Genomic DNA, 17,723 nt, shown 5'->3' on the forward strand with positions numbered 1-17,723 from the left:
AGTACGATTCCCAGACCCTTTAGAAAGCCCAGGAAGAGCAGGCAGGAATATGGCCGAGTTGACCATCTCCTCCGATGAAATTCGGAGCGCGATCGCAAATTACACCGAGGAGGTGCGCGGGGAGGCCACTCGTGAAGAGATCGGCATCGTCACCGACACCGGCGACGGCATCGCTCACGTAAGCGGTCTCCCGGGCGCCATGGCGAATGAGCTGCTGGAGTTCCCCGGCGGAATTCGCGGCGTCGCCCTGAACCTCGACCTGGATGCCGTCGGCGCGGTCATCCTGGGCGACTACGAGAACATCGAGGAGGGCCAGGAGGTCAAGCGGACCGGCAACGTGCTGTCGGTGCCGGTCGGCGACGCCTTCCTGGGCCGCGTCATCAACCCGCTCGGTCAGCCGATCGACGGTCTCGGCACCATCGACGCCGAGACCGACCGCGTCCTGGAGCTGCAGGCCGCTTCGGTGCTGGAGCGCCAGCCGGTCGAGGAGTCCCTCGCCACCGGTATCACCGCCATCGACGCGATGACTGCCATCGGCCGCGGCCAGCGCCAGCTGGTGATCGGCGACCGCAAGACCGGTAAGACCGCGGTCTGCATCGACGCCATCCTGAACCAGAAGTCCAACTGGGAGACCGGCGACCCGACGCAGCAGGTCCGCTGCATCTACGTCGCGGTCGGCCAGAAGGGCTCGACCATCGCCGGCGTCAAGACCGCCCTCGAAGAGGCCGGTGCGATGGAGTACACCACCATCGTCGCCGCCCCGGCGTCCGACTCGGCCGGCTTCAAGTGGCTCGCCCCGTACACCGGCTCGGCCCTCGGCCAGCACTGGATGTACCAGGGCAAGCACGTCCTGATCGTGTTCGACGACCTGTCGAAGCAGGCCGAGGCCTACCGCGCGATCTCGCTGCTGCTGCGCCGTCCGCCGGGCCGCGAGGCGTACCCGGGCGACGTGTTCTACCTGCATTCGCGCCTGCTGGAGCGTTGCGCCAAGCTGTCCGACGAGCTCGGCGGCGGCAGCATGACCGGCCTGCCGATCATCGAGACCAAGGCCAACGACGTCTCGGCGTTCATCCCGACCAACGTCATCTCGATCACCGACGGCCAGGTGTTCCTGGAGTCGGACCTGTTCAACAAGGGCGTCCGCCCGGCGATCAACGTCGGTATCTCGGTCTCCCGCGTCGGTGGCGCCGCCCAGACCAAGGGTCTGAAGGACGTCTCCGGTTCGCTGCGTCTGGAGCTGGCGCAGTTCCGTGAGCTGGAGGCCTTCTCGGCCTTCGCCTCGGACCTGGATGCCGCCTCGAAGGCGCAGCTGGAGCGCGGTGCCCGCTGGGTGGAGCTGCTGAAGCAGGACCAGTACAGCCCGGTCTCGGTCGAGGATCAGATCATCTCGCTGTACCTCTGCGGTGAGGGCTTCATGGACTCGGTGCCCGTCGCCGACGTCCGCCGCTTCGAGAGCGAACTGCTCGCCGACCTGCACCACAGTGCCAAGGGCGTGTACGAGAACATCGCCGGCGGCGCCAAGAAGCTGGGCGACGAGGACAAGGCCGCGCTCGCGACCGCGACCAACAACTTCAAGACCGGCTTCATCGCCTCGGACGGCACCCGCGTCGTCGAGGCCGAGGCCGACGCGCTCTCGCCGGAGGCCGTCGAGCCCGAGACGCTGCGCGTGACGAAGAAGACCAAGTAGCCATGGCGTCCATTCGAGAGCTGCGTTCGCGGATCCGGTCGATCCAGTCGACCAAGAAGATCACCAAGGCGCAGGAGCTGATCGCGACCTCGCGGATCACCAAGGCCCAGGCTCGGGTGGCCGCTGCTCGTCCGTACTCGGACGAGATCACCAAGGTCGTGACGACTCTCGCGAGTCGTGCCAACCTGGAGAGCATTCCGCTGCTCACCGCCCGGCACGACCCCAAGCGGGCCGCGGTGCTGGTCGTGACCAGCGACAGCGGCCAGTGTGGTGGCTACAACTCGAACGTCCTCAAGGAGACCGAGGAGCTGCTGTCGCTGCTCCGCTCCGAGGGCAAGACGCCGGTGCTGTACGTGATGGGCCGCAAGGGCATCGGGTACTACACCTTCCGTGACCGCGAGATCGCCGGCAGCTGGTCGGGCTTCTCGCAGCAGCCGGTCTTCGCCGACGGCGCGCCCGCGGTGCGTCACCTGGTCGAGGCGTTCCTGGCCGGAACCGGCGAGTTCGTCGAACTCCCGGACGGCAGCGGCCAGATCGAGGGCGTCGACGAACTGCACATCGTGTACACGCGGTTCGTGTCCATGCTGTCGCAGCAGCCGGCCGTGCGCCGGATGGCGCCGATCGACGTCGACTTCGAGCTGGAGCGGCTGAGCCTCGGGGAAGACATGCTCGACGAGCGGCCGGGCAACGGTGTCCAGGCCGACATCGAGTTCGAGGGCGACGACCCCGACACGCTGCTCGACGCGCTGCTGCCGAAGTACGTGGCCGCGCGGATCTTCGCCGCGCTGCTCGATTCGGCGGCGTCGGAGAGCGCTGCGCGTCGTACCGCCATGAAGGCCGCGACCGACAACGCGACCGAGCTGGAGAAGAACCTGAGCCGGCAGGCCAACGCGGCCCGCCAGGCGCAGATCACCCAGGAAATCAGCGAGATCGTCGGCGGCGTCGAAGCGCTCGCGCACTGACAAGACATATCGAGGAAAGAGAAGAAACCATGACTGCAGCAGTCACCGACCCGACCGTGGCCGCTTCGGCGACCGCCGGTCGTGTCGCCCGGGTCATCGGCCCGGTCGTCGACGTCGAGTTCCCGCGCGGCGCCGTGCCCGACCTGTTCAACGCCCTCCACGCCGAGATCACCCTCCCGGCCGTGGCCAAGGTGCTGACCCTCGAGGTCGCCCAGCACCTCGGCGACAACGTGGTGCGCACCGTCTCCATGCAGCCCACCGACGGCCTGGTCCGCGGTGCCGCCGTCACCGACACCGGCAAGCCGATCTCGGTGCCGGTCGGCGACGTGGTCAAGGGCCACGTGTTCAACGCGCTGGGCGACTGCCTGGACGCGCCGGGCACCGGCCGCGACGGCGAGCAGTGGGGCATCCACCGCAAGCCCCCGGCCTTCGACCAGCTCGAGGGCAAGACCGAGATCCTGGAGACGGGCATCAAGGTCATCGACCTGCTGACCCCGTACGTCAAGGGCGGCAAGATCGGCCTGTTCGGTGGTGCCGGTGTCGGCAAGACCGTTCTCATCCAGGAGATGATCACCCGTATCGCGCGTGAGTTCTCCGGCACGTCGGTGTTCGCCGGCGTCGGTGAGCGCACCCGTGAGGGCACCGACCTCCACCTCGAGATGGAGGAGATGGGCGTCCTCCAGGACACCGCCCTCGTGTTCGGCCAGATGGATGAGCCGCCGGGGACGCGTATGCGCGTCGCCCTCTCGGCCCTGACCATGGCCGAGTACTTCCGCGACGTGCAGCACCAGGACGTGCTGCTGTTCATCGACAACATCTTCCGCTTCACCCAGGCCGGTTCCGAGGTCTCGACCCTGCTGGGTCGCATGCCCTCGGCGGTGGGTTACCAGCCGACGCTGGCCGACGAGATGGGTGAGCTGCAGGAGCGGATCACCTCGACCAAGGGCCGGTCGATCACCTCGCTGCAGGCGATCTACGTCCCCGCGGACGACTACACCGACCCGGCGCCGGCGACCACCTTCGCCCACCTGGATGCCACCACCGAGCTCTCGCGGCCGATCTCGCAGCTGGGTATCTACCCGGCCGTGGACCCGCTGACCTCGACCTCGCGCATCCTCGAGGCGTCGATCGTCGGCGACGAGCACTTCCGCGTCGCGAACGAGGTCAAGCGGATCCTGCAGAAGTACAAGGAACTGCAGGACATCATCGCCATCCTCGGTATGGACGAGCTCTCCGAAGAGGACAAGGTCACCGTCGCGCGGGCCCGTCGTCTGCAGAAGTTCCTGGGCCAGAACTTCCTGGTCGCCGAGAAGTTCACCGGCCAGAAGGGCTCCGTGGTGCCGCTCGCCGATACCATCGAGGCGTTCGACCGCGTCTGCAAGGGCGAGTTCGATCACCTGCCCGAGCAGGCCTTCAACAGCTGCGGTGGGCTCGACGACGTCGAGGCCGCTGCCGCCAAGATCGCCGGAAAGTAGTCACGGACCATGGCTGACAAGACCTTCCAGGTGGACGTGGTCTCGCCCGATCAGGTGCTGTACTCGGGGAGCGCGACGTTCCTGCGGGCACAGACGACGGACGGCGAGGTCGGAATCCTGGCCAGCCACGCGCCGATCTTCGCCGAGCTCGCGCCCGGCGGGGCCGTGGTGGTCACCGAGGCCGACGGCAGCAAGGTCGCGATCGCGGCGCAGGGTGGTTTCCTGTCCGTCACCGGCACCGAGGCCAAGGTGCTCGCCGAGTCGGCACAGCTCGCCCGCGAGGTGGACGTCGAGGCCGAGCGCGCGGTGCTGGAGTCGGCCGAGGAGGGCACCGAGGAGTATCTCGCCGCCCGGTCGCGTATTCGCGCGGTCGACGCGCTGAGCTGATCCCGGCGAGTCCGCAATGATGTACGCCACCAGCCGTCCCGGTCTCCGGGGCGGCTGGTGGCCGTTTTTCTCCCGTATCCGCTGTTCCGAGACGAGGTGACGCCCATGCCGTGGTGGTTCTGGTTGATCGTCGTCGTCGTGGTCGGCGGTGTGCTGCTGGCGGCCGGACTGGTCCATCGGGTTCAGGAGGTGCGCCGGGCGGGTACCCCGGTGCTGCTGCGCCGGCTGCCCGCCGCGCAGGATCAGGGCTGGCGGCACGGTTCGGTGCACTACACCGACGAGGCGCTCGTCTACTACCGGCTGACGGCCCTGCTGCCGGGACCGACCGAGACGCTGTCGCGGCGCGGGACCGAGCTGATCGGGCGCCGGGCGCCGGCGGGCACCGAACTCGAGATCATGGAGCCGTCGATGGCGGTCCTCGAACTGCGGGTGACCGAACGCGGGCGCGGGGTCACCGAATACGAGATCGGGATGGATCCGGTACTGGCGACGGCGTTCCTGTCGTGGCTGGAGGCGCGACCGCCGAGCCGGTCACGGCGACGTCGTTCGGCGCCGTAGCGCACCGCTCCGGGTCAGCGGGTGCGGCCCTCGCCCGGGACCCATTTCACGTCGGTCGTGCCTGCGCGCACGTTCGCGACCCGGGCCAGGATGAACAGCAGGTCGGACAGGCGGTTCAGGTACTTGGCCGGCAGCACCGAGGTGTGGTCGGGATTCTCGTGTACGGCGCTCCACGCCGCGCGCTCGGCGCGCCGGGTGATCACCCGGGCCTGATGCAGCAGCGCGGCCAGCGGAGTGCCACCGGGCAGGATGAACGAGTCCAGGGGAGTGAGCTCGGCACCGAAACGGTCGCACCAGCCCTCCAGGGCGTCGATGTACTCCTCCTCGATACGCAGCGGCGGGTACTTGGGATTCTCGACGACCGGGGTGGAGAGGTCGGCGCCGGCGTCGAACAGGTCGTTCTGCACGGTGGCCAGCACGGCCGCGATGTCGGCGGGGACGTCGCCGCCGAGGGTGAGGGCGAGACCGATCGCGGTGTTCGCCTCATCGCAGTCGGCGTAGGCGACCACGCGCGCATCGGTCTTGGACACCCGGGAGAAATCGGACAGTCCCGTGGTGCCGTCGTCGCCGGTCCGCGTGTAGATCTTCGTCAGGTGTACGGCCATGGGTGCCAACCTACGCCGCCGGTTAAGCTACTTCGGTGAGCGATCGCTATTTGGTGACGGGTGGGGCGCGGCTGTCGGGCGAGGTCGTCGTCGGGGGAGCGAAGAACAGCGTGCTGAAGCTGATGGCGGCGTCGTTGCTGGCGCACGGCCGCACCGTGCTGACCAACGTGCCGGAGATCGCCGACGTCCCGCTGATGGCCGACGTGCTGCGCGGTCTGGGCGCCGAGGCGCAGATCGAGGGCGACACCGTGGTGATCGACGCGCCGGAGGTGCCCGAGTTCCACGCCGACTTCGACGCGGTGAAGCAGTTCCGTGCGTCGGTGTGCGTCCTCGGTCCGCTGATGGCCCGCTGCAAGCGCGCCGTCGTCGCGCTGCCGGGCGGCGACGCGATCGGTTCGCGGCCGCTCGACATGCATCAGTCGGGGCTGCGGGCGCTCGGGGCGACCAGCGCCATCGAGCACGGGTGCGTCGTCGCGCAGGCCGATCACCTGCGGGGTGCGGCGATCTCGCTGGAGTTCCCGTCGGTCGGCGCCACCGAGAACATCCTGATGGCCGCCGTGCTGGCCGAGGGCGTCACCACCATCGACAACGCGGCGCGCGAGCCGGAGATCGTCGACCTGTGCGAGATGCTGATCCAGATGGGCGCGCGGATCGACGGCCTGGGCTCCTCGACGCTGACGGTGACCGGGGTGGCGCGGCTGAGCCCGACGCGGCACCACGTGGTCGGCGACCGGATCGTCGCCGGCACCTGGGGGATCGCGGCGGCGATGACGCGCGGCGATGTGACCGTGCGCGGGATCGACCCGCAGCATCTGGCGCTGGTGCTGACCAAACTCGAACACGCGGGCGCCGCGGTGGAACGCTACGACGACGGTTTCCGGGTGCGGCAGGATGCGCGGCCGCGCGCCGTGAACACCGCGACGCTGCCGTTCCCCGGCTTCCCGACGGATCTGCAGCCGATGGCGATCGGGCTGGCGACGATCTCCGAGGGCATGTCGTTGATCACCGAGAACGTCTTCGAGGCCCGTTTCCGCTTCGTCGAGGAGATGGTCCGCCTCGGTGCGGATGCGCGTACCGACGGGCATCACGCCGTCGTCCGCGGCATCGAGGAGCTGTCGAGTGCGCCGGTGTGGTCGAGCGACATCCGCGCCGGGGCCGGGCTGGTGCTGGCCGGGCTGGTGGCCGACGGCGTCACCGAGGTGCACGACATCGAGCACATCGATCGCGGCTACCCGCACTTCGAGCAGAACCTCCGCAGCCTCGGCGGCACCATCGAGCGCGTCACCGGGTAGCCGCCGGGCCACCTGGCCGGTCGGACAGGTGGGTGTCCTGACCCGAGGGGCCGACCCTGGCCACGACGGGTCAGGGACCCTTGTTGTGTCCTATGTCATCGCTGAGTCTGGATGTGTTCCACACAACCCGCTGCGATACAGGAGACATCCGCGATGGCAATCGAGCTGAACCAGATCTGGGACTTCCCGATCAAGGAGTTCCACCCCTTCCCCAAGGCCAAGCTGGGCGTCGGCGCACACGACATGATCGGCGTCGAGGCCAAGGACCTCGGCATGACGCGCGTGCTGCTGATGACCACCGGCCTGCGCGGCTCGGGGATCATCGACGAGCTCAAGGGCAAGATCGAATATCAGGGCGTCGACGTCGTCGTGTTCGACGAGGTCGAGTCCAACCCCAAGGACTACAACGTCATGGACGCCGCGGCGCGGTACCAGGAGGAGCGCTGCGACGGCATCATCTCCGTCGGCGGCGGGTCCAGCCACGACGCCGCCAAGGGCGCCCGCATGGTGATCGCGCACGACGGCCGCAACATCAACGAGTTCGAGGGCTTCTCCAAGGCCACCAACAAGGAGAACCCGAAGCACATCGCGGTCTCGACCACTGCGGGCACCGGCTCGGAGACGTCGTGGGCCTACGTCATCACCGACACCTCCGATATGGACCATCCGCACAAGTGGGTCGCCTTCGACGACACCTGCCTGGTGGATCTGGCGATCGACGACCCGCTGCTGTACTACTCGTGCCCTGAGCACTTCACCGCCTTCTGCGGTTTCGACGTGCTCGCGCACTGCTCCGAGCCGTACGTCTCGCGGCTGGACTTCGCGCCCTCGCTCGGTAACGCCAAGTACGCGATCGAGCTGATCCGCGACCACCTGCGCACCGCCGTCTTCGAGCCGCACAACCTCGAAGCCCGCACCGGCATGATGCACGCCCAGTACATCGCGGCGCAGGCGTTCAACTCCGGCGGCCTCGGCCTGGTGCACTCGCTGTCGCACGCGTTCAGCGCGTTCTACGACAGCCACCACGGGCTCAACAACGCGATCGCGCTGCCCCGCGTGTGGGAGTACAACCTGCCCGCCCGTTACGAGCGCTTCGCCGACATCGCCCGGCTGCTCGGCGTGGACACCCGCAACATGACCACGGTGCAGGCCGCGGACGCCGCCGTCGAGGAAGCCATCCGCATCTCCAAGGACGTCGGCATCCCGGACAACTTCGGTCAGCTGACGGTCAACAGCTACGAGAAGAACCGGATGAACACCGGCAAGTACCACGGTCGCGGCGAGGGGGTCGACACGTCCGAGAACCAGATCCGGGCGATCTCCGAGCACATGATGGACGACTGGTGCACCCCGGGCAACCCGCGCACCTGCACCGTCGAGTCGATGATCCCGATGGTCCGGCACGCGATGGTCGACAGCTACTGAGTCCGCGCCGGGACCTCCGCTGCGCGGGGCGGATCTGCCGACCCGGCAGGTCCGCCCCGTTCTCACCGACCCGGACTCCGCCTCCCCGCCACCGCGACATCGACGTCAAGGACCCTCATGAACCACCAGACCACCGCCACCGCCACTCCCGCCGACGACCGTCACTTCGCCTCGACCGGTGAACTCACCGAGGCACTGGCCGGGCAGGGCTATCTGATCGCCGACGATCTCGCGGTGGTCTTGCATCTGGCGACCCTCCTCGACCGCCCGCTGCTGCTGGAAGGGCCGGCCGGTGTCGGCAAGACCGAACTGGCGAAGGCACTCGCGGCCGCCTCGGGGCGCGAACTGATCCGCTTGCAGTGCTACGAGGGGCTCGACGACGCCCGCGCGCTGTACGAGTGGGACTACGCCCGGCAGCTGCTGCACGTGCAGATGCTGCGGGACCGCATCAGCGACGAGCTCGCCGCCTACGACACGCTCGCCGACGCCTCCGCGGCGCTCGCGCGGACCGAGGTCGGCGTGTACAGCGAGGAATTCCTGGTGCCCCGGCCGCTGCTGGCCGCGATCATGTCGCCCGAGCCGACCGTGCTGCTGGTCGACGAGATCGATCGCACCGACGAGGCGATGGAGGCGGTGATGCTCGAGGTACTGGCCGAGCGTCAGGTGACTGTGCCCGAGCTGGGCACCTTCACCGCGCGATCGTCGCCGTGGGTGATCCTGACCTCCAACGACACCCGGGAACTGTCGCCCGCGCTGAAGCGCCGCTGCCTGCACTTCCAGGTGGCCTACCCGGACGCCGAGCGCGAGCGCGCGATCGTGGCGGTCCGCGCTCCCGACGTCGAGCCGACGGTGATCGGCGAGGTGGTGGACCTGGCGCGGCGGCTCCGGGAACTGCCGCTGCGCAAGAGCCCGTCGATCGCGGAGGTGATCGACGCCGCTCGCGCCGCCGCCCGGTTGTCGGAGGCCGGCGCTCCGCGAACCGGCGAGCCGATCGGCGGACAGGACCCGGCCCTGATGAGTCTGCTGGTCAAATTCGGGACCGACCTCGACCATGTCCGCCGGGCGTTCGCCGGGGCGGACGCCGCTGCCGGTGCCCCGGTCGCCGTCGACGGCAGCAGCCCTGGCGGCACGGTCACCGAGCGCGCCTTCGGCGCCGGACGGGCCCGCAGTGCGGCCCGCCGCTGAGCCCTCCGCGGCTGGGCAGGCCGCGCCGCAGCGGCTCCTCGGCGAGGTGGCCGTCGGTTTCGGGCGCGTCCTCCGGGCGCTGTCGGTCGCGGCGTCACCCGCCGAGGTGATCGAGATCCGGCGGGTGCTCGACGTGGTCGGCGCCGCCGATCCCGACGTGCTGCGCACCGCGCTGCGCGCGGTGACCGTGAAGTACGAGTACGAGCGGGAGCCCTTCGAGGAGGCGTTCGCCCTCTACTTCCTCGGTGAGCGGCCGGCCGGCGACGACGGCGAGCTGCCGCGGGTGCGCGGCCTGCTGTCCGGCCTGCCCGACGACGTCGTCTGGGCCGAGGACTTCGAGGGCGCGGGCCGGATGATCGGGGCCGACGAGCACACCGTCGAGATCGGTGACCTGATGATCGACGACCCGGATGCCCGCGAGCGGCACGCGGAGAGCGCGCACCGCGAGGAGAACGACTTCTCCGTCTCGGGCGGCGCCGAGGAACTGGAGGTGAGCACCGATTCGTCGAGCGTGTCCGGTGGGGTGACCTACACCGTGGAGGTCGATCACGCCGACGCCTCGCAGGTGGGGGAGTTGACTGCCGCCGCCACCCGGGTCGAGGGCACCACCCTGGCGCTGGCCGATGCCGCGGCACTGCTACGGGCCCTGGACCAGGCGGACGGCCGGCAGGCCTACGGCGTGGACGGGGCCGCCGGACTCGACGACGAGGCCGTCGCCGAACTGGAGGAGGCCCTGAATCGCTTCGTCGAGGCGCTCACCGAACGACTGGCCGCCACCGCGATCGTCGTCGACGACGACGAGGAGGGCACGGCCGGGCGGGCGCATCGCGATCAAGCCGACCTGGACCGCGCCTGTCACCGGTTGATCCAGCGGATGCGCGGGGCACCGCGGCGGATCAGCCGCCTGGCCGACAGCGGACGACTCGACTTCCGCCGGACCATGCGGGGTGCGGTCGCCACCGACGGGGTGCCGCTGGCGCTGTGGCGGCGGACGGCGACGCCCGGACCGGTCAAGCTCCTGGTGCTGATCGACGTCTCCCTCTCGGTCCGGCCGGTCACCGGATTCATCCTCCGGCTCGCGCAGACCCTGCACGACTTCGGGGACCGCTGCGAGGTGATCGCCTTCGTCGACCGTCCGGTACTGGTGACGCCGGCGCTGCGCACCGCCTCCCCGGACGGCGCATTGGCCGCGGTGCTGGCCGCCGACGGCCTCGATCTGTCGGCGACCAGCGACTACGGCCGGATGTGGCACGAACTGCTCGACGAGCACGGTGACCTGATCACCCCGCGCACCAGCGTTCTCGTCGTCGGCGACGCCCGGCACAACGCGTTCGATCCGCGCACCGATCTGTTCGCGGAGGTCGCGCGGCGGGCCTACCGGGTAGCCTGGCTCACACCGGAGCCGGAGCGCTACTGGAGCCAGACCGGATGCGCCCTGGACGCCTACGCACAAGAGTGTTCCGGGGTGATCAGCGCGCGGGACGGGGCCGAGATCCTCGAACGCTGCGACGATCTGGGCGCGGCACTGCGGTGAGTGCGGCCGGCGGGCGGTTCGGGCAAACATAGGCGGAAGGCGGAAGCACATGAGTGCGGCAGCGGGCCACGGCCTGAACCGGGTGGTGAAGTTCCACACCCCGGAGATCCTGTTCGGCCCCGGGGCCCTCGCGGAGGCCGCGAACGCCGTCGCCGCCCTCGGGGTGGCGCGGCCCCTCGTCGTCTCCGATGCGAATCTGGCGGAGACGCCGTGGTTCGACCGGCTGCTCGCCGATCTGCGTGGACGCGGGCTCACCCCCGCGCCGTACCTGGGGGTGACGCCCAATCCGCGCGCCGAGGAGGTGGCCGCCGGGCAGCGCGCGTACGCCGCGCATCGCGCCGACGGGCTGGTCGCACTCGGCGGCGGCTCGGTGATCGACACCGCGAAGGGGGTGGCGGTACTCGCCGCCAACGGCGGATACATCCTCGAGTACGAGGGGATCGACAAGGCGCGCACGGCGCTGCCGCCGCTGGTCGCCGTGCCGTCGACGGCGGGCAGCGGCGCCGACGTCTCGCAGTTCTGCGTCATCAACGACACCGCGCAGCGCACCAAGGTGACGATCATCGGGCGCACGCTGGTCCCGAATGTGGCGGTGATCGATCCGGTGCTGCTGACCACCGCCTCGCCGGAGGTGATCGCGCAGGCGGGGATGGATGCGCTGACCCACGCGGTGGAGGCCTTCGTGTCGCTCGCGCGGGGGCGGCTCACCGATGCGCTCGCCGTCGAATCGCTGACCGGGCTGTGGACCAATCTGGAACGGCTGATCGACGACCCCTCCGATGCGCGGGCGGGCGCCGAGATGTCGCTGGCCGCGCTGCGGGCCGGGATGTCGTTCACCAACGCGATCCTCGGCGCCACGCACGCGATGAGCCATCCGGTCGGCGGATACTGCGACGCCCCGCACGGCACCATCAACGCGGTGCTGCTGCCGCACGTCATCCGGTACAACGCGAAGGTCTGCGCGGACGACTTCGCCGAGCTCGCCGGGGCGGTGGGCCTGTCGTCGACCGGCGACGCGCGGACCGTCGCCGACCGGCTCGCCGACCAGATCGGGGCGCTCGCCGGGCGGATCGGGATGCCGTCGACCCTGGCGCCGCTCGGGGTGGGCGCCGACCAGCTGGAACTGCTCACGGAGCGGGCACTGGTCGATTCGTGCATGCTGACCAACCCGCGCCGCCCGGAGGCGCAGGGCATCCTCGACCTCTACCGGCAGGCGCTGTAGCGATGACGACGCCCGACGCCGATCTCGCCAGCCTGGTCGGGCTGAGCAGTGTCAAGGGCGGTCACTACGGCCAGTACCGCGGCACCGAGGCCCGCCTGAACCGGATGATCACCGCGCTGGAGAGCATCTCGGCGGCGCTGGTGCAGACCGACCGCGGGCCCGAGCAACTGGCGGTCGCGGTGCTGGAGGCGATCGCCGAGCACCTCGACGCCGACTGGGTGCTGTTCGCCCTGGCGGACGGGCAACTGGAGCAGGTGGTGCCGAGGCATCTGATCGCCGGGCGCGACGAGGGCATTCTGGCGTTCGAGGGGGTGGGGGTGGCCCACCCGCCGACCGAGCTGCCGGTGTCGGTGCTGAACCGGCTGATCGACGTGCTGCGCGGTGAGGTGACGGTGCTGGCGGCGCCGATCCTCGACGACCACCACCTGCACGTGCCGATCGAGTACGGCGGCCGGGTGGTCGGCGGGATCTCGGCGTGGAGTCCGCAGTGGCGGCCGGTCGACCGCACCGATCTGATGGTCCTGACGATCCTGGCGCGGCAGGCCGCGGTGGCGCTGATCAACTCGGAGCTGTTCCTGGAGACCCGGCGGTGGGCGCAGCAGCTGGCCGACCGGAACGCGGAACTGGAACTGACGCAACGCGAGCTGTCCGCGGTGCAGCGGACCGCGCTGCTCAACGGCGAGCGTTCCCGGATCGCCCGGGAGCTGCACGACTCGGTGGGCCAGTCGGTGCTGTCGGCCGGCCTGCAGATCGAACTGTGCCGCGGTCAGGTGCCGGAGGGCGTCGCCGACCACCTGGAGAAGGCGATGCGGCTCTCGCGTGAGGCCGTGACGCAGCTGCGCAACGCGATCTACACGCTCAATGATCAGACCGAGGCCTCGGAGAGCATCGCCGATGCCCTCGCCGGCCTGTGCGAATTGCACCTTCCGGAGTCGACGCAGACCTCGGTGGTGGTGCGCGGCCGCCCGCGGGAACTGCCCGGCGACGTCCAGCACGCGCTGCTGCGGATCGCCGGGGAGTCGTTGTTCAACGCGGCCATGCACGCCGACACCGGTCAGGTGACGGTCACGCTGGTCTATGCGGACAATCGGGTGAGCCTGGCCGTCGACGACGACGGCGACGGAGATCCCGGACTCCTGCGTGGGCGGTTACGGGCGGCGGCGGCCGGCGACCTCGGGTCGGGCCGGGGCCGCGGTCTGTTCAACATGGCGTCGCGGGCCGAGGAACTCGGCGGCACGCTGCGGATACGCCGCTCGCGGTCCGGCGGGGTGCGAATCGCGGTGGAGATACCGATCGAGCAGGGAGCGCAGGGATGAACGGCGACACGGCGGGTGCTCAGCGGCCGATCCGGACGGTCCTGGTGGACGACCACGCGCTGCTGCGCGAGGGGCTGCGGGCGGTGCTGGAGCGCCACGACGGCATCGAGGTGTGCGGGGAGGCCGGCACCTTCGACGCCGCGATGGCGGAGGTCGCGCACACCCGGCCCGACGTGGTGGTGGTCGATCTCAAACTGACCGCGGGCACCGACTACGAGGGCATGCGGCTGATCGAGGAGCTGACCCGCTGGAATCCCGACGGTGCGGTGCTGGTTCTCACCACCTTCCTGGACGACGACCTGGTGATCCGGGCCGTCCGCGCCGGAGCGCGCGGATACGTGGTGAAGGACGTCGACACGACCGAGCTGGTGCGGGCGATCCGGGCGCTCGCCGCCGGGGGCAGCGCCTTCGATCCGCGCAGCTCGACGATCATGATGCGCACGATGGCCGGTGAGCGCACCGTCGGGCATGAACTGACCGACCGCGAGCGCGAGATCGTCCAGCTGCTGGCCAACGGCCTGTCGAATGTGGAGATCGGGCAGCGCCTGTACATCTCGGAGTCGACGGTCAAGTTCCACATCCGGAATCTGATCCGCAAGCTCGGTGTCAGCAAGCGCACCGATGCCGTCTACGTGGCCACCAAACGCGGGCTCATCTGAGCCGGGTGGATCCGGGCGGCTCAGGGCGGATCCGGGCGGCTCAGGGGTGGTCGAAGACCAGCCAGCCGCCGTGATCGGCGAAGACGCGCGACGGCACGTCCGGGTGGCGTCGTGCCCAGCGTTGCAGGTCCGCCGGTGTGAGCGCGGTCAGGTGACCGAAGTGCGGACTGGGCCGGTCCTCGTAGGGGACGGCGATCACCACCCGCCGGCGGGCGACGCGCAGGGCTTCGCCGATCGCCGCGTCGACACCGTCGTCGTCCAGGTGCTCGAGAAGATGGATCAGGGTCACCGTGTCGACGTCGCCGTCGGCGAACGGCAGAGCGCGTGCGTCGGCGAGGCGGGTGCCGACCGGGATGCCCAGCGCGTCCGACGCCGCCTCGAGCAGGTCCAGCGATTCCGGGCAGATGTCGGCCGCGCACACGCGGAAGCCGTCCTGCGCGCATTGCAGGGCGAAGAGACCGAAGCACGAACCGACTTCGAGGACGCTGTCGCCGGCGAGCAGTGAGCGGGCGCGGCGGTGGACCGGGCTGAAGTCGGCGGTGCCGGCCCGGAGCTCGACGAGGGAGTTGCGGTAGAACGCCGACCACGCGGCCGGCCGCGACGGCGCGCAACTGGTGACCACCTCGACGAACGCCCGCTCGAACTCGTCCTGGCCGGCGAGCACCCCGTCGGCGACCAGCCCGAGCAGGCCGGTGACCAGCCGGTGATCGCTGACCGTGGCGAGCGACAGGTCGTGCTCGATCCAGACGGTGCTCCCGGTGGTCGCGGCCCGGAACCGCGGTCCCGGGAGGTCGTGCTCGGGAACGCCGGGTCCGCGGCCGGCGACGATGGTCCGGGGCTGCGCAGTCCCGTCGAGCGAGGTGGGGACGTCGAGGGAAGCGGTCATGATTTCACGCTAGGAGCGCCGGCGGCGAGTGGTCACTGGCCGAGCGGGCCCAACGACTGACCGACCGGACAGGGTCTTCGCCGATCGCCGGGTTGCATCCCTGTCGTGCTTCGATCCGGCCGTTGACCTGCGGAGTTGTGTTTGTGTTGGGGTGTGTGTAACTTAGTCGAGGTCGCCAGGGCCAAGGTTTCCCGGAGAAATCCGGATCCAGGGGTTGCGCGGCGGGCCGGGACTCTGATAGAGTTCCTGTCACCGGGGCGGTTGCGGTTTGACTGCCCGGGGTTGCAGACGCTAGTCTGGAACAGTTGCCCGCTTGCGGGTGGCAAACTCTGCTCATTGAAGTTCGCATGACTGTGGTTGTGTGGTGTCAATGGGTGTGTGTTTTTTGAGAACTCGATAGTGTGTGATGGATTTTCTTGTGCCAGTGATTGTCTGGCATGGAGGGAGTTTGTCATTGACAAGACGAATTTTTTTGCCAGTCAATTTCTTATTTTTTTGGATTATTTTTTGGTCAGGTCTTTTCTCTGATTTTTGTTTGGAGAGTTTGATCCTGGCTCAGGACGAACGCTGGCGGCGTGCTTAACACATGCAAGTCGAACGGAAAGGCCCAGCTTGCTGGGTACTCGAGTGGCGAACGGGTGAGTAACACGTGGGTGATCTGCCCTGGACTTCGGGATAAGCCTGGGAAACTGGGTCTAATACCGGATATTCATCTCCTGTTTCATGGTGGGGGGTGGAAAGCTTTTGCGGTTCAGGATGGGCCCGCGGCCTATCAGCTTGTTGGTGCGGTAATGGCGTACCAAGGCGACGACGGGTAGCCGACCTGAGAGGGTGATCGGCCACACTGGGACTGAGACACGGCCCAGACTCCTACGGGAGGCAGCAGTGGGGAATATTGCACAATGGGCGCAAGCCTGATGCAGCGACGCCGCGTGGGGGATGACGGCCTTCGGGTTGTAAACTCCTTTCGCCAGGGACGAAGCGCAAGTGACGGTACCTGGAGAAGAAGCACCGGCCAACTACGTGCCAGCAGCCGCGGTAATACGTAGGGTGCGAGCGTTGTCCGGAATTACTGGGCGTAAAGAGCTCGTAGGCGGTTTGTCGCGTCGTCTGTGAAATCCTGCAACTCAATTGTAGGCGTGCAGGCGATACGGGCAGACTTGAGTACTACAGGGGAGACTGGAATTCCTGGTGTAGCGGTGAAATGCGCAGATATCAGGAGGAACACCGGTGGCGAAGGCGGGTCTCTGGGTAGTAACTGACGCTGAGGAGCGAAAGCGTGGGGAGCGAACAGGATTAGATACCCTGGTAGTCCACGCCGTAAACGGTGGGTACTAGGTGTGGGACTCTTTTCACGGGTTCTGTGCCGTAGCTAACGCATTAAGTACCCCGCCTGGGGAGTACGGCCGCAAGGCTAAAACTCAAAGGAATTGACGGGGGCCCGCACAAGCGGCGGAGCATGTGGATTAATTCGATGCAACGCGAAGAACCTTACCTGGGTTTGACATACACCAGACGACGGCAGAGATGTCGTTTCCCTTGTGGTTGGTGTACAGGTGGTGCATGGCTGTCGTCAGCTCGTGTCGTGAGATGTTGGGTTAAGTCCCGCAACGAGCGCAACCCTTGTCCTGTATTGCCAGCGGGTTATGCCGGGGACTTGCAGGAGACTGCCGGGGTCAACTCGGAGGAAGGTGGGGATGACGTCAAGTCATCATGCCCCTTATGTCCAGGGCTTCACACATGCTACAATGGCGCGTACAGAGGGCTGCGATACCGTGAGGTGGAGCGAATCCCTTAAAGCGTGTCTCAGTTCGGATTGGGGTCTGCAACTCGACCCCATGAAGTCGGAGTCGCTAGTAATCGCAGATCAGCAACGCTGCGGTGAATACGTTCCCGGGCCTTGTACACACCGCCCGTCACGTCATGAAAGTCGGTAACACCCGAAGCCGGTGGCCTAACCCGTCAGGGAGGGAGCCGTCGAAGGTGGGATCGGCGATTGGGACGAAGTCGTAACAAGGTAGCCGTACCGGAAGGTGCGGCTGGATCACCTCCTTTCTAAGGAGCAAACAACACTCCCATTACGTGGCCGTTCGAGCCGCGGTGGGTGTTTGTTCATGGGTGAAACACAAGAAACCACCACGATCTGAGAATGTCACTGTGACGTTTTCGGGGTAGGTGGATTCCCTGCGGGTGACCGCAGGGGTAGTCATTGCACACTATCGGGGTTCTGAGAAAACAGGCCTGCAGCCGGCACCGTGAGGTGTGCGGGTGTGGCAGGGTTTTCTTGATCTGCTCACAGATTTTCCGCCTTCCGTTGTTGGGGGTGCAGGGGTGTGTGGGTGTGTGTTGTTTGAGAAGTGCATAGTGGATGCGAGCATCAATAATCAAGGACTGTGAAGACAGGACTTCTTGTTTTTGGTGTTTGTACTGCAATTAATATTTTGTTGTGTCTCTGTGTAAATAGATATACTCATGTGATTTGTGGGACAGCCACATTCGTGCCCCGCTGTGGTGGGGTGGGTTTGTGGGT

General features: G+C 68.0%; 14 protein-coding genes and 1 rRNA gene. 13 read left to right on the forward strand and 2 right to left on the reverse strand.

Translation table 11 applies throughout. The features are described from left to right. The first annotated feature begins 49 nt into the window (after positions 1-49). The 5 genes from atpA (at position 50) to MYK68_RS07140 (ending at position 5,069) form a co-directional block, all read left to right on the forward strand. The gene (atpA, locus tag MYK68_RS07120; RefSeq protein WP_247867174.1) at positions 50-1,687 is read left to right on the forward strand and encodes a F0F1 ATP synthase subunit alpha; all 1,638 of its coding nucleotides are present in this window, start codon (positions 50-52) and stop codon (positions 1,685-1,687) included. Positions 1,688-1,689: 2 nt separating this feature from the next. Then, positions 1,690-2,649, forward strand: coding sequence for a F0F1 ATP synthase subunit gamma (locus MYK68_RS07125; protein ID WP_247867175.1), 960 nt, complete (start codon positions 1,690-1,692; stop codon positions 2,647-2,649). A gap of 29 nt (positions 2,650-2,678) precedes the next feature. Beyond that, complete coding sequence (gene atpD / locus MYK68_RS07130) at positions 2,679-4,124, forward strand: F0F1 ATP synthase subunit beta (RefSeq protein WP_247867176.1); 1,446 nt, start codon at positions 2,679-2,681, stop codon at positions 4,122-4,124. A gap of 9 nt (positions 4,125-4,133) precedes the next feature. Further along, a complete protein-coding gene (locus tag MYK68_RS07135) occupies positions 4,134-4,511 on the forward strand; it encodes a F0F1 ATP synthase subunit epsilon (RefSeq protein ID WP_247867177.1) in 378 nt (125 codons plus the stop codon). A gap of 105 nt (positions 4,512-4,616) precedes the next feature. Then, positions 4,617-5,069, forward strand: a complete 453-nt coding sequence (locus tag MYK68_RS07140; RefSeq protein WP_247867178.1) for a DUF2550 domain-containing protein — start codon at positions 4,617-4,619, stop codon at positions 5,067-5,069. Positions 5,070-5,083: 14 nt separating this feature from the next. Here MYK68_RS07140 and MYK68_RS07145 read toward each other — a convergent pair whose 3' ends face one another. Beyond that, a complete protein-coding gene (locus MYK68_RS07145; protein WP_247867179.1) occupies positions 5,084-5,674 on the reverse strand; it encodes a cob(I)yrinic acid a,c-diamide adenosyltransferase in 591 nt (196 codons plus the stop codon). A gap of 35 nt (positions 5,675-5,709) precedes the next feature. Here MYK68_RS07145 and murA point away from each other — a divergent pair, with 35 nt between their 5' ends. The 7 genes from murA (at position 5,710) to MYK68_RS07180 (ending at position 14,307) form a co-directional block, all read left to right on the forward strand. Next, the gene (murA, locus tag MYK68_RS07150; protein WP_247867180.1) at positions 5,710-6,966 is read left to right on the forward strand and encodes a UDP-N-acetylglucosamine 1-carboxyvinyltransferase; all 1,257 of its coding nucleotides are present in this window, start codon (positions 5,710-5,712) and stop codon (positions 6,964-6,966) included. Between the two features lie 153 nt (positions 6,967-7,119). Then, positions 7,120-8,391, forward strand: a complete 1,272-nt coding sequence (gene mdo, locus MYK68_RS07155; RefSeq protein ID WP_247867181.1) for an NDMA-dependent methanol dehydrogenase — start codon at positions 7,120-7,122, stop codon at positions 8,389-8,391. A 117-nt stretch (positions 8,392-8,508) separates the two neighbouring features. Beyond that, positions 8,509-9,576: a MadB family AAA-type ATPase gene (locus MYK68_RS07160; protein ID WP_247867182.1), complete on the forward strand. Its 1,068-nt coding sequence runs from the start codon at positions 8,509-8,511 to the stop codon at positions 9,574-9,576. Next, the gene (madC, locus tag MYK68_RS07165; protein WP_247867183.1) at positions 9,560-11,110 is read left to right on the forward strand and encodes a MadC family VWA domain-containing protein; all 1,551 of its coding nucleotides are present in this window, start codon (positions 9,560-9,562) and stop codon (positions 11,108-11,110) included. The genes MYK68_RS07160 and madC overlap by 17 nt, the downstream gene beginning before the upstream one ends. A gap of 49 nt (positions 11,111-11,159) precedes the next feature. Next, a complete protein-coding gene (locus MYK68_RS07170; protein ID WP_247867184.1) occupies positions 11,160-12,332 on the forward strand; it encodes an iron-containing alcohol dehydrogenase in 1,173 nt (390 codons plus the stop codon). 2 nt (positions 12,333-12,334) lie between these two features. Continuing rightward, positions 12,335-13,648, forward strand: coding sequence for a MadS family sensor histidine kinase (locus MYK68_RS07175; RefSeq protein ID WP_247867185.1), 1,314 nt, complete (start codon positions 12,335-12,337; stop codon positions 13,646-13,648). Next, on the forward strand, positions 13,645-14,307 hold the full coding sequence (locus MYK68_RS07180) for a MadR family response regulator transcription factor (protein ID WP_247867186.1): 663 nt from the start codon (positions 13,645-13,647) through the stop codon (positions 14,305-14,307). The genes MYK68_RS07175 and MYK68_RS07180 overlap by 4 nt, the downstream gene beginning before the upstream one ends. A 40-nt stretch (positions 14,308-14,347) precedes the next feature. Here the strand turns inward: MYK68_RS07180 and mftM are convergent, their stop codons facing one another. Further along, on the reverse strand, positions 14,348-15,193 hold the full coding sequence (gene mftM / locus MYK68_RS07185) for a mycofactocin oligosaccharide methyltransferase MftM (RefSeq protein WP_247867187.1): 846 nt from the start codon (positions 15,191-15,193) through the stop codon (positions 14,348-14,350). Between the two features lie 532 nt (positions 15,194-15,725). Here mftM and MYK68_RS07190 point away from each other — a divergent pair. Beyond that, positions 15,726-17,248, forward strand: a 16S ribosomal RNA gene (locus MYK68_RS07190). The last annotated feature ends 475 nt before the right edge of the window (positions 17,249-17,723 follow it).

Source organism: Gordonia sp. PP30, from assembly GCF_023100845.1.
Lineage (GTDB): Bacteria > Actinomycetota > Actinomycetes > Mycobacteriales > Mycobacteriaceae > Gordonia.

What these genes read in the sequence shown, in the direction of transcription:
- MYK68_RS07145 (WP_247867179.1), bottom strand. Translation starts at nt 5,674, where the DNA reads ATGGCCGTACACCTGACGAAGATCTACACGCGGACCGGCGACGACGGC.
- MYK68_RS07180 (WP_247867186.1), top strand. Translation starts at nt 13,645, where the DNA reads ATGAACGGCGACACGGCGGGTGCTCAGCGGCCGATCCGGACGGTCCTG.
- MYK68_RS07140 (WP_247867178.1), top strand. Translation starts at nt 4,617, where the DNA reads ATGCCGTGGTGGTTCTGGTTGATCGTCGTCGTCGTGGTCGGCGGTGTG.
- atpA (WP_247867174.1), top strand. Translation starts at nt 50, where the DNA reads ATGGCCGAGTTGACCATCTCCTCCGATGAAATTCGGAGCGCGATCGCA.
- MYK68_RS07125 (WP_247867175.1), top strand. Translation starts at nt 1,690, where the DNA reads ATGGCGTCCATTCGAGAGCTGCGTTCGCGGATCCGGTCGATCCAGTCG.
- mftM (WP_247867187.1), bottom strand. Translation starts at nt 15,193, where the DNA reads ATGACCGCTTCCCTCGACGTCCCCACCTCGCTCGACGGGACTGCGCAG.
- mdo (WP_247867181.1), top strand. Translation starts at nt 7,120, where the DNA reads ATGGCAATCGAGCTGAACCAGATCTGGGACTTCCCGATCAAGGAGTTC.
- MYK68_RS07170 (WP_247867184.1), top strand. Translation starts at nt 11,160, where the DNA reads ATGAGTGCGGCAGCGGGCCACGGCCTGAACCGGGTGGTGAAGTTCCAC.
- MYK68_RS07175 (WP_247867185.1), top strand. Translation starts at nt 12,335, where the DNA reads ATGACGACGCCCGACGCCGATCTCGCCAGCCTGGTCGGGCTGAGCAGT.
- atpD (WP_247867176.1), top strand. Translation starts at nt 2,679, where the DNA reads ATGACTGCAGCAGTCACCGACCCGACCGTGGCCGCTTCGGCGACCGCC.
- MYK68_RS07135 (WP_247867177.1), top strand. Translation starts at nt 4,134, where the DNA reads ATGGCTGACAAGACCTTCCAGGTGGACGTGGTCTCGCCCGATCAGGTG.
- MYK68_RS07160 (WP_247867182.1), top strand. Translation starts at nt 8,509, where the DNA reads ATGAACCACCAGACCACCGCCACCGCCACTCCCGCCGACGACCGTCAC.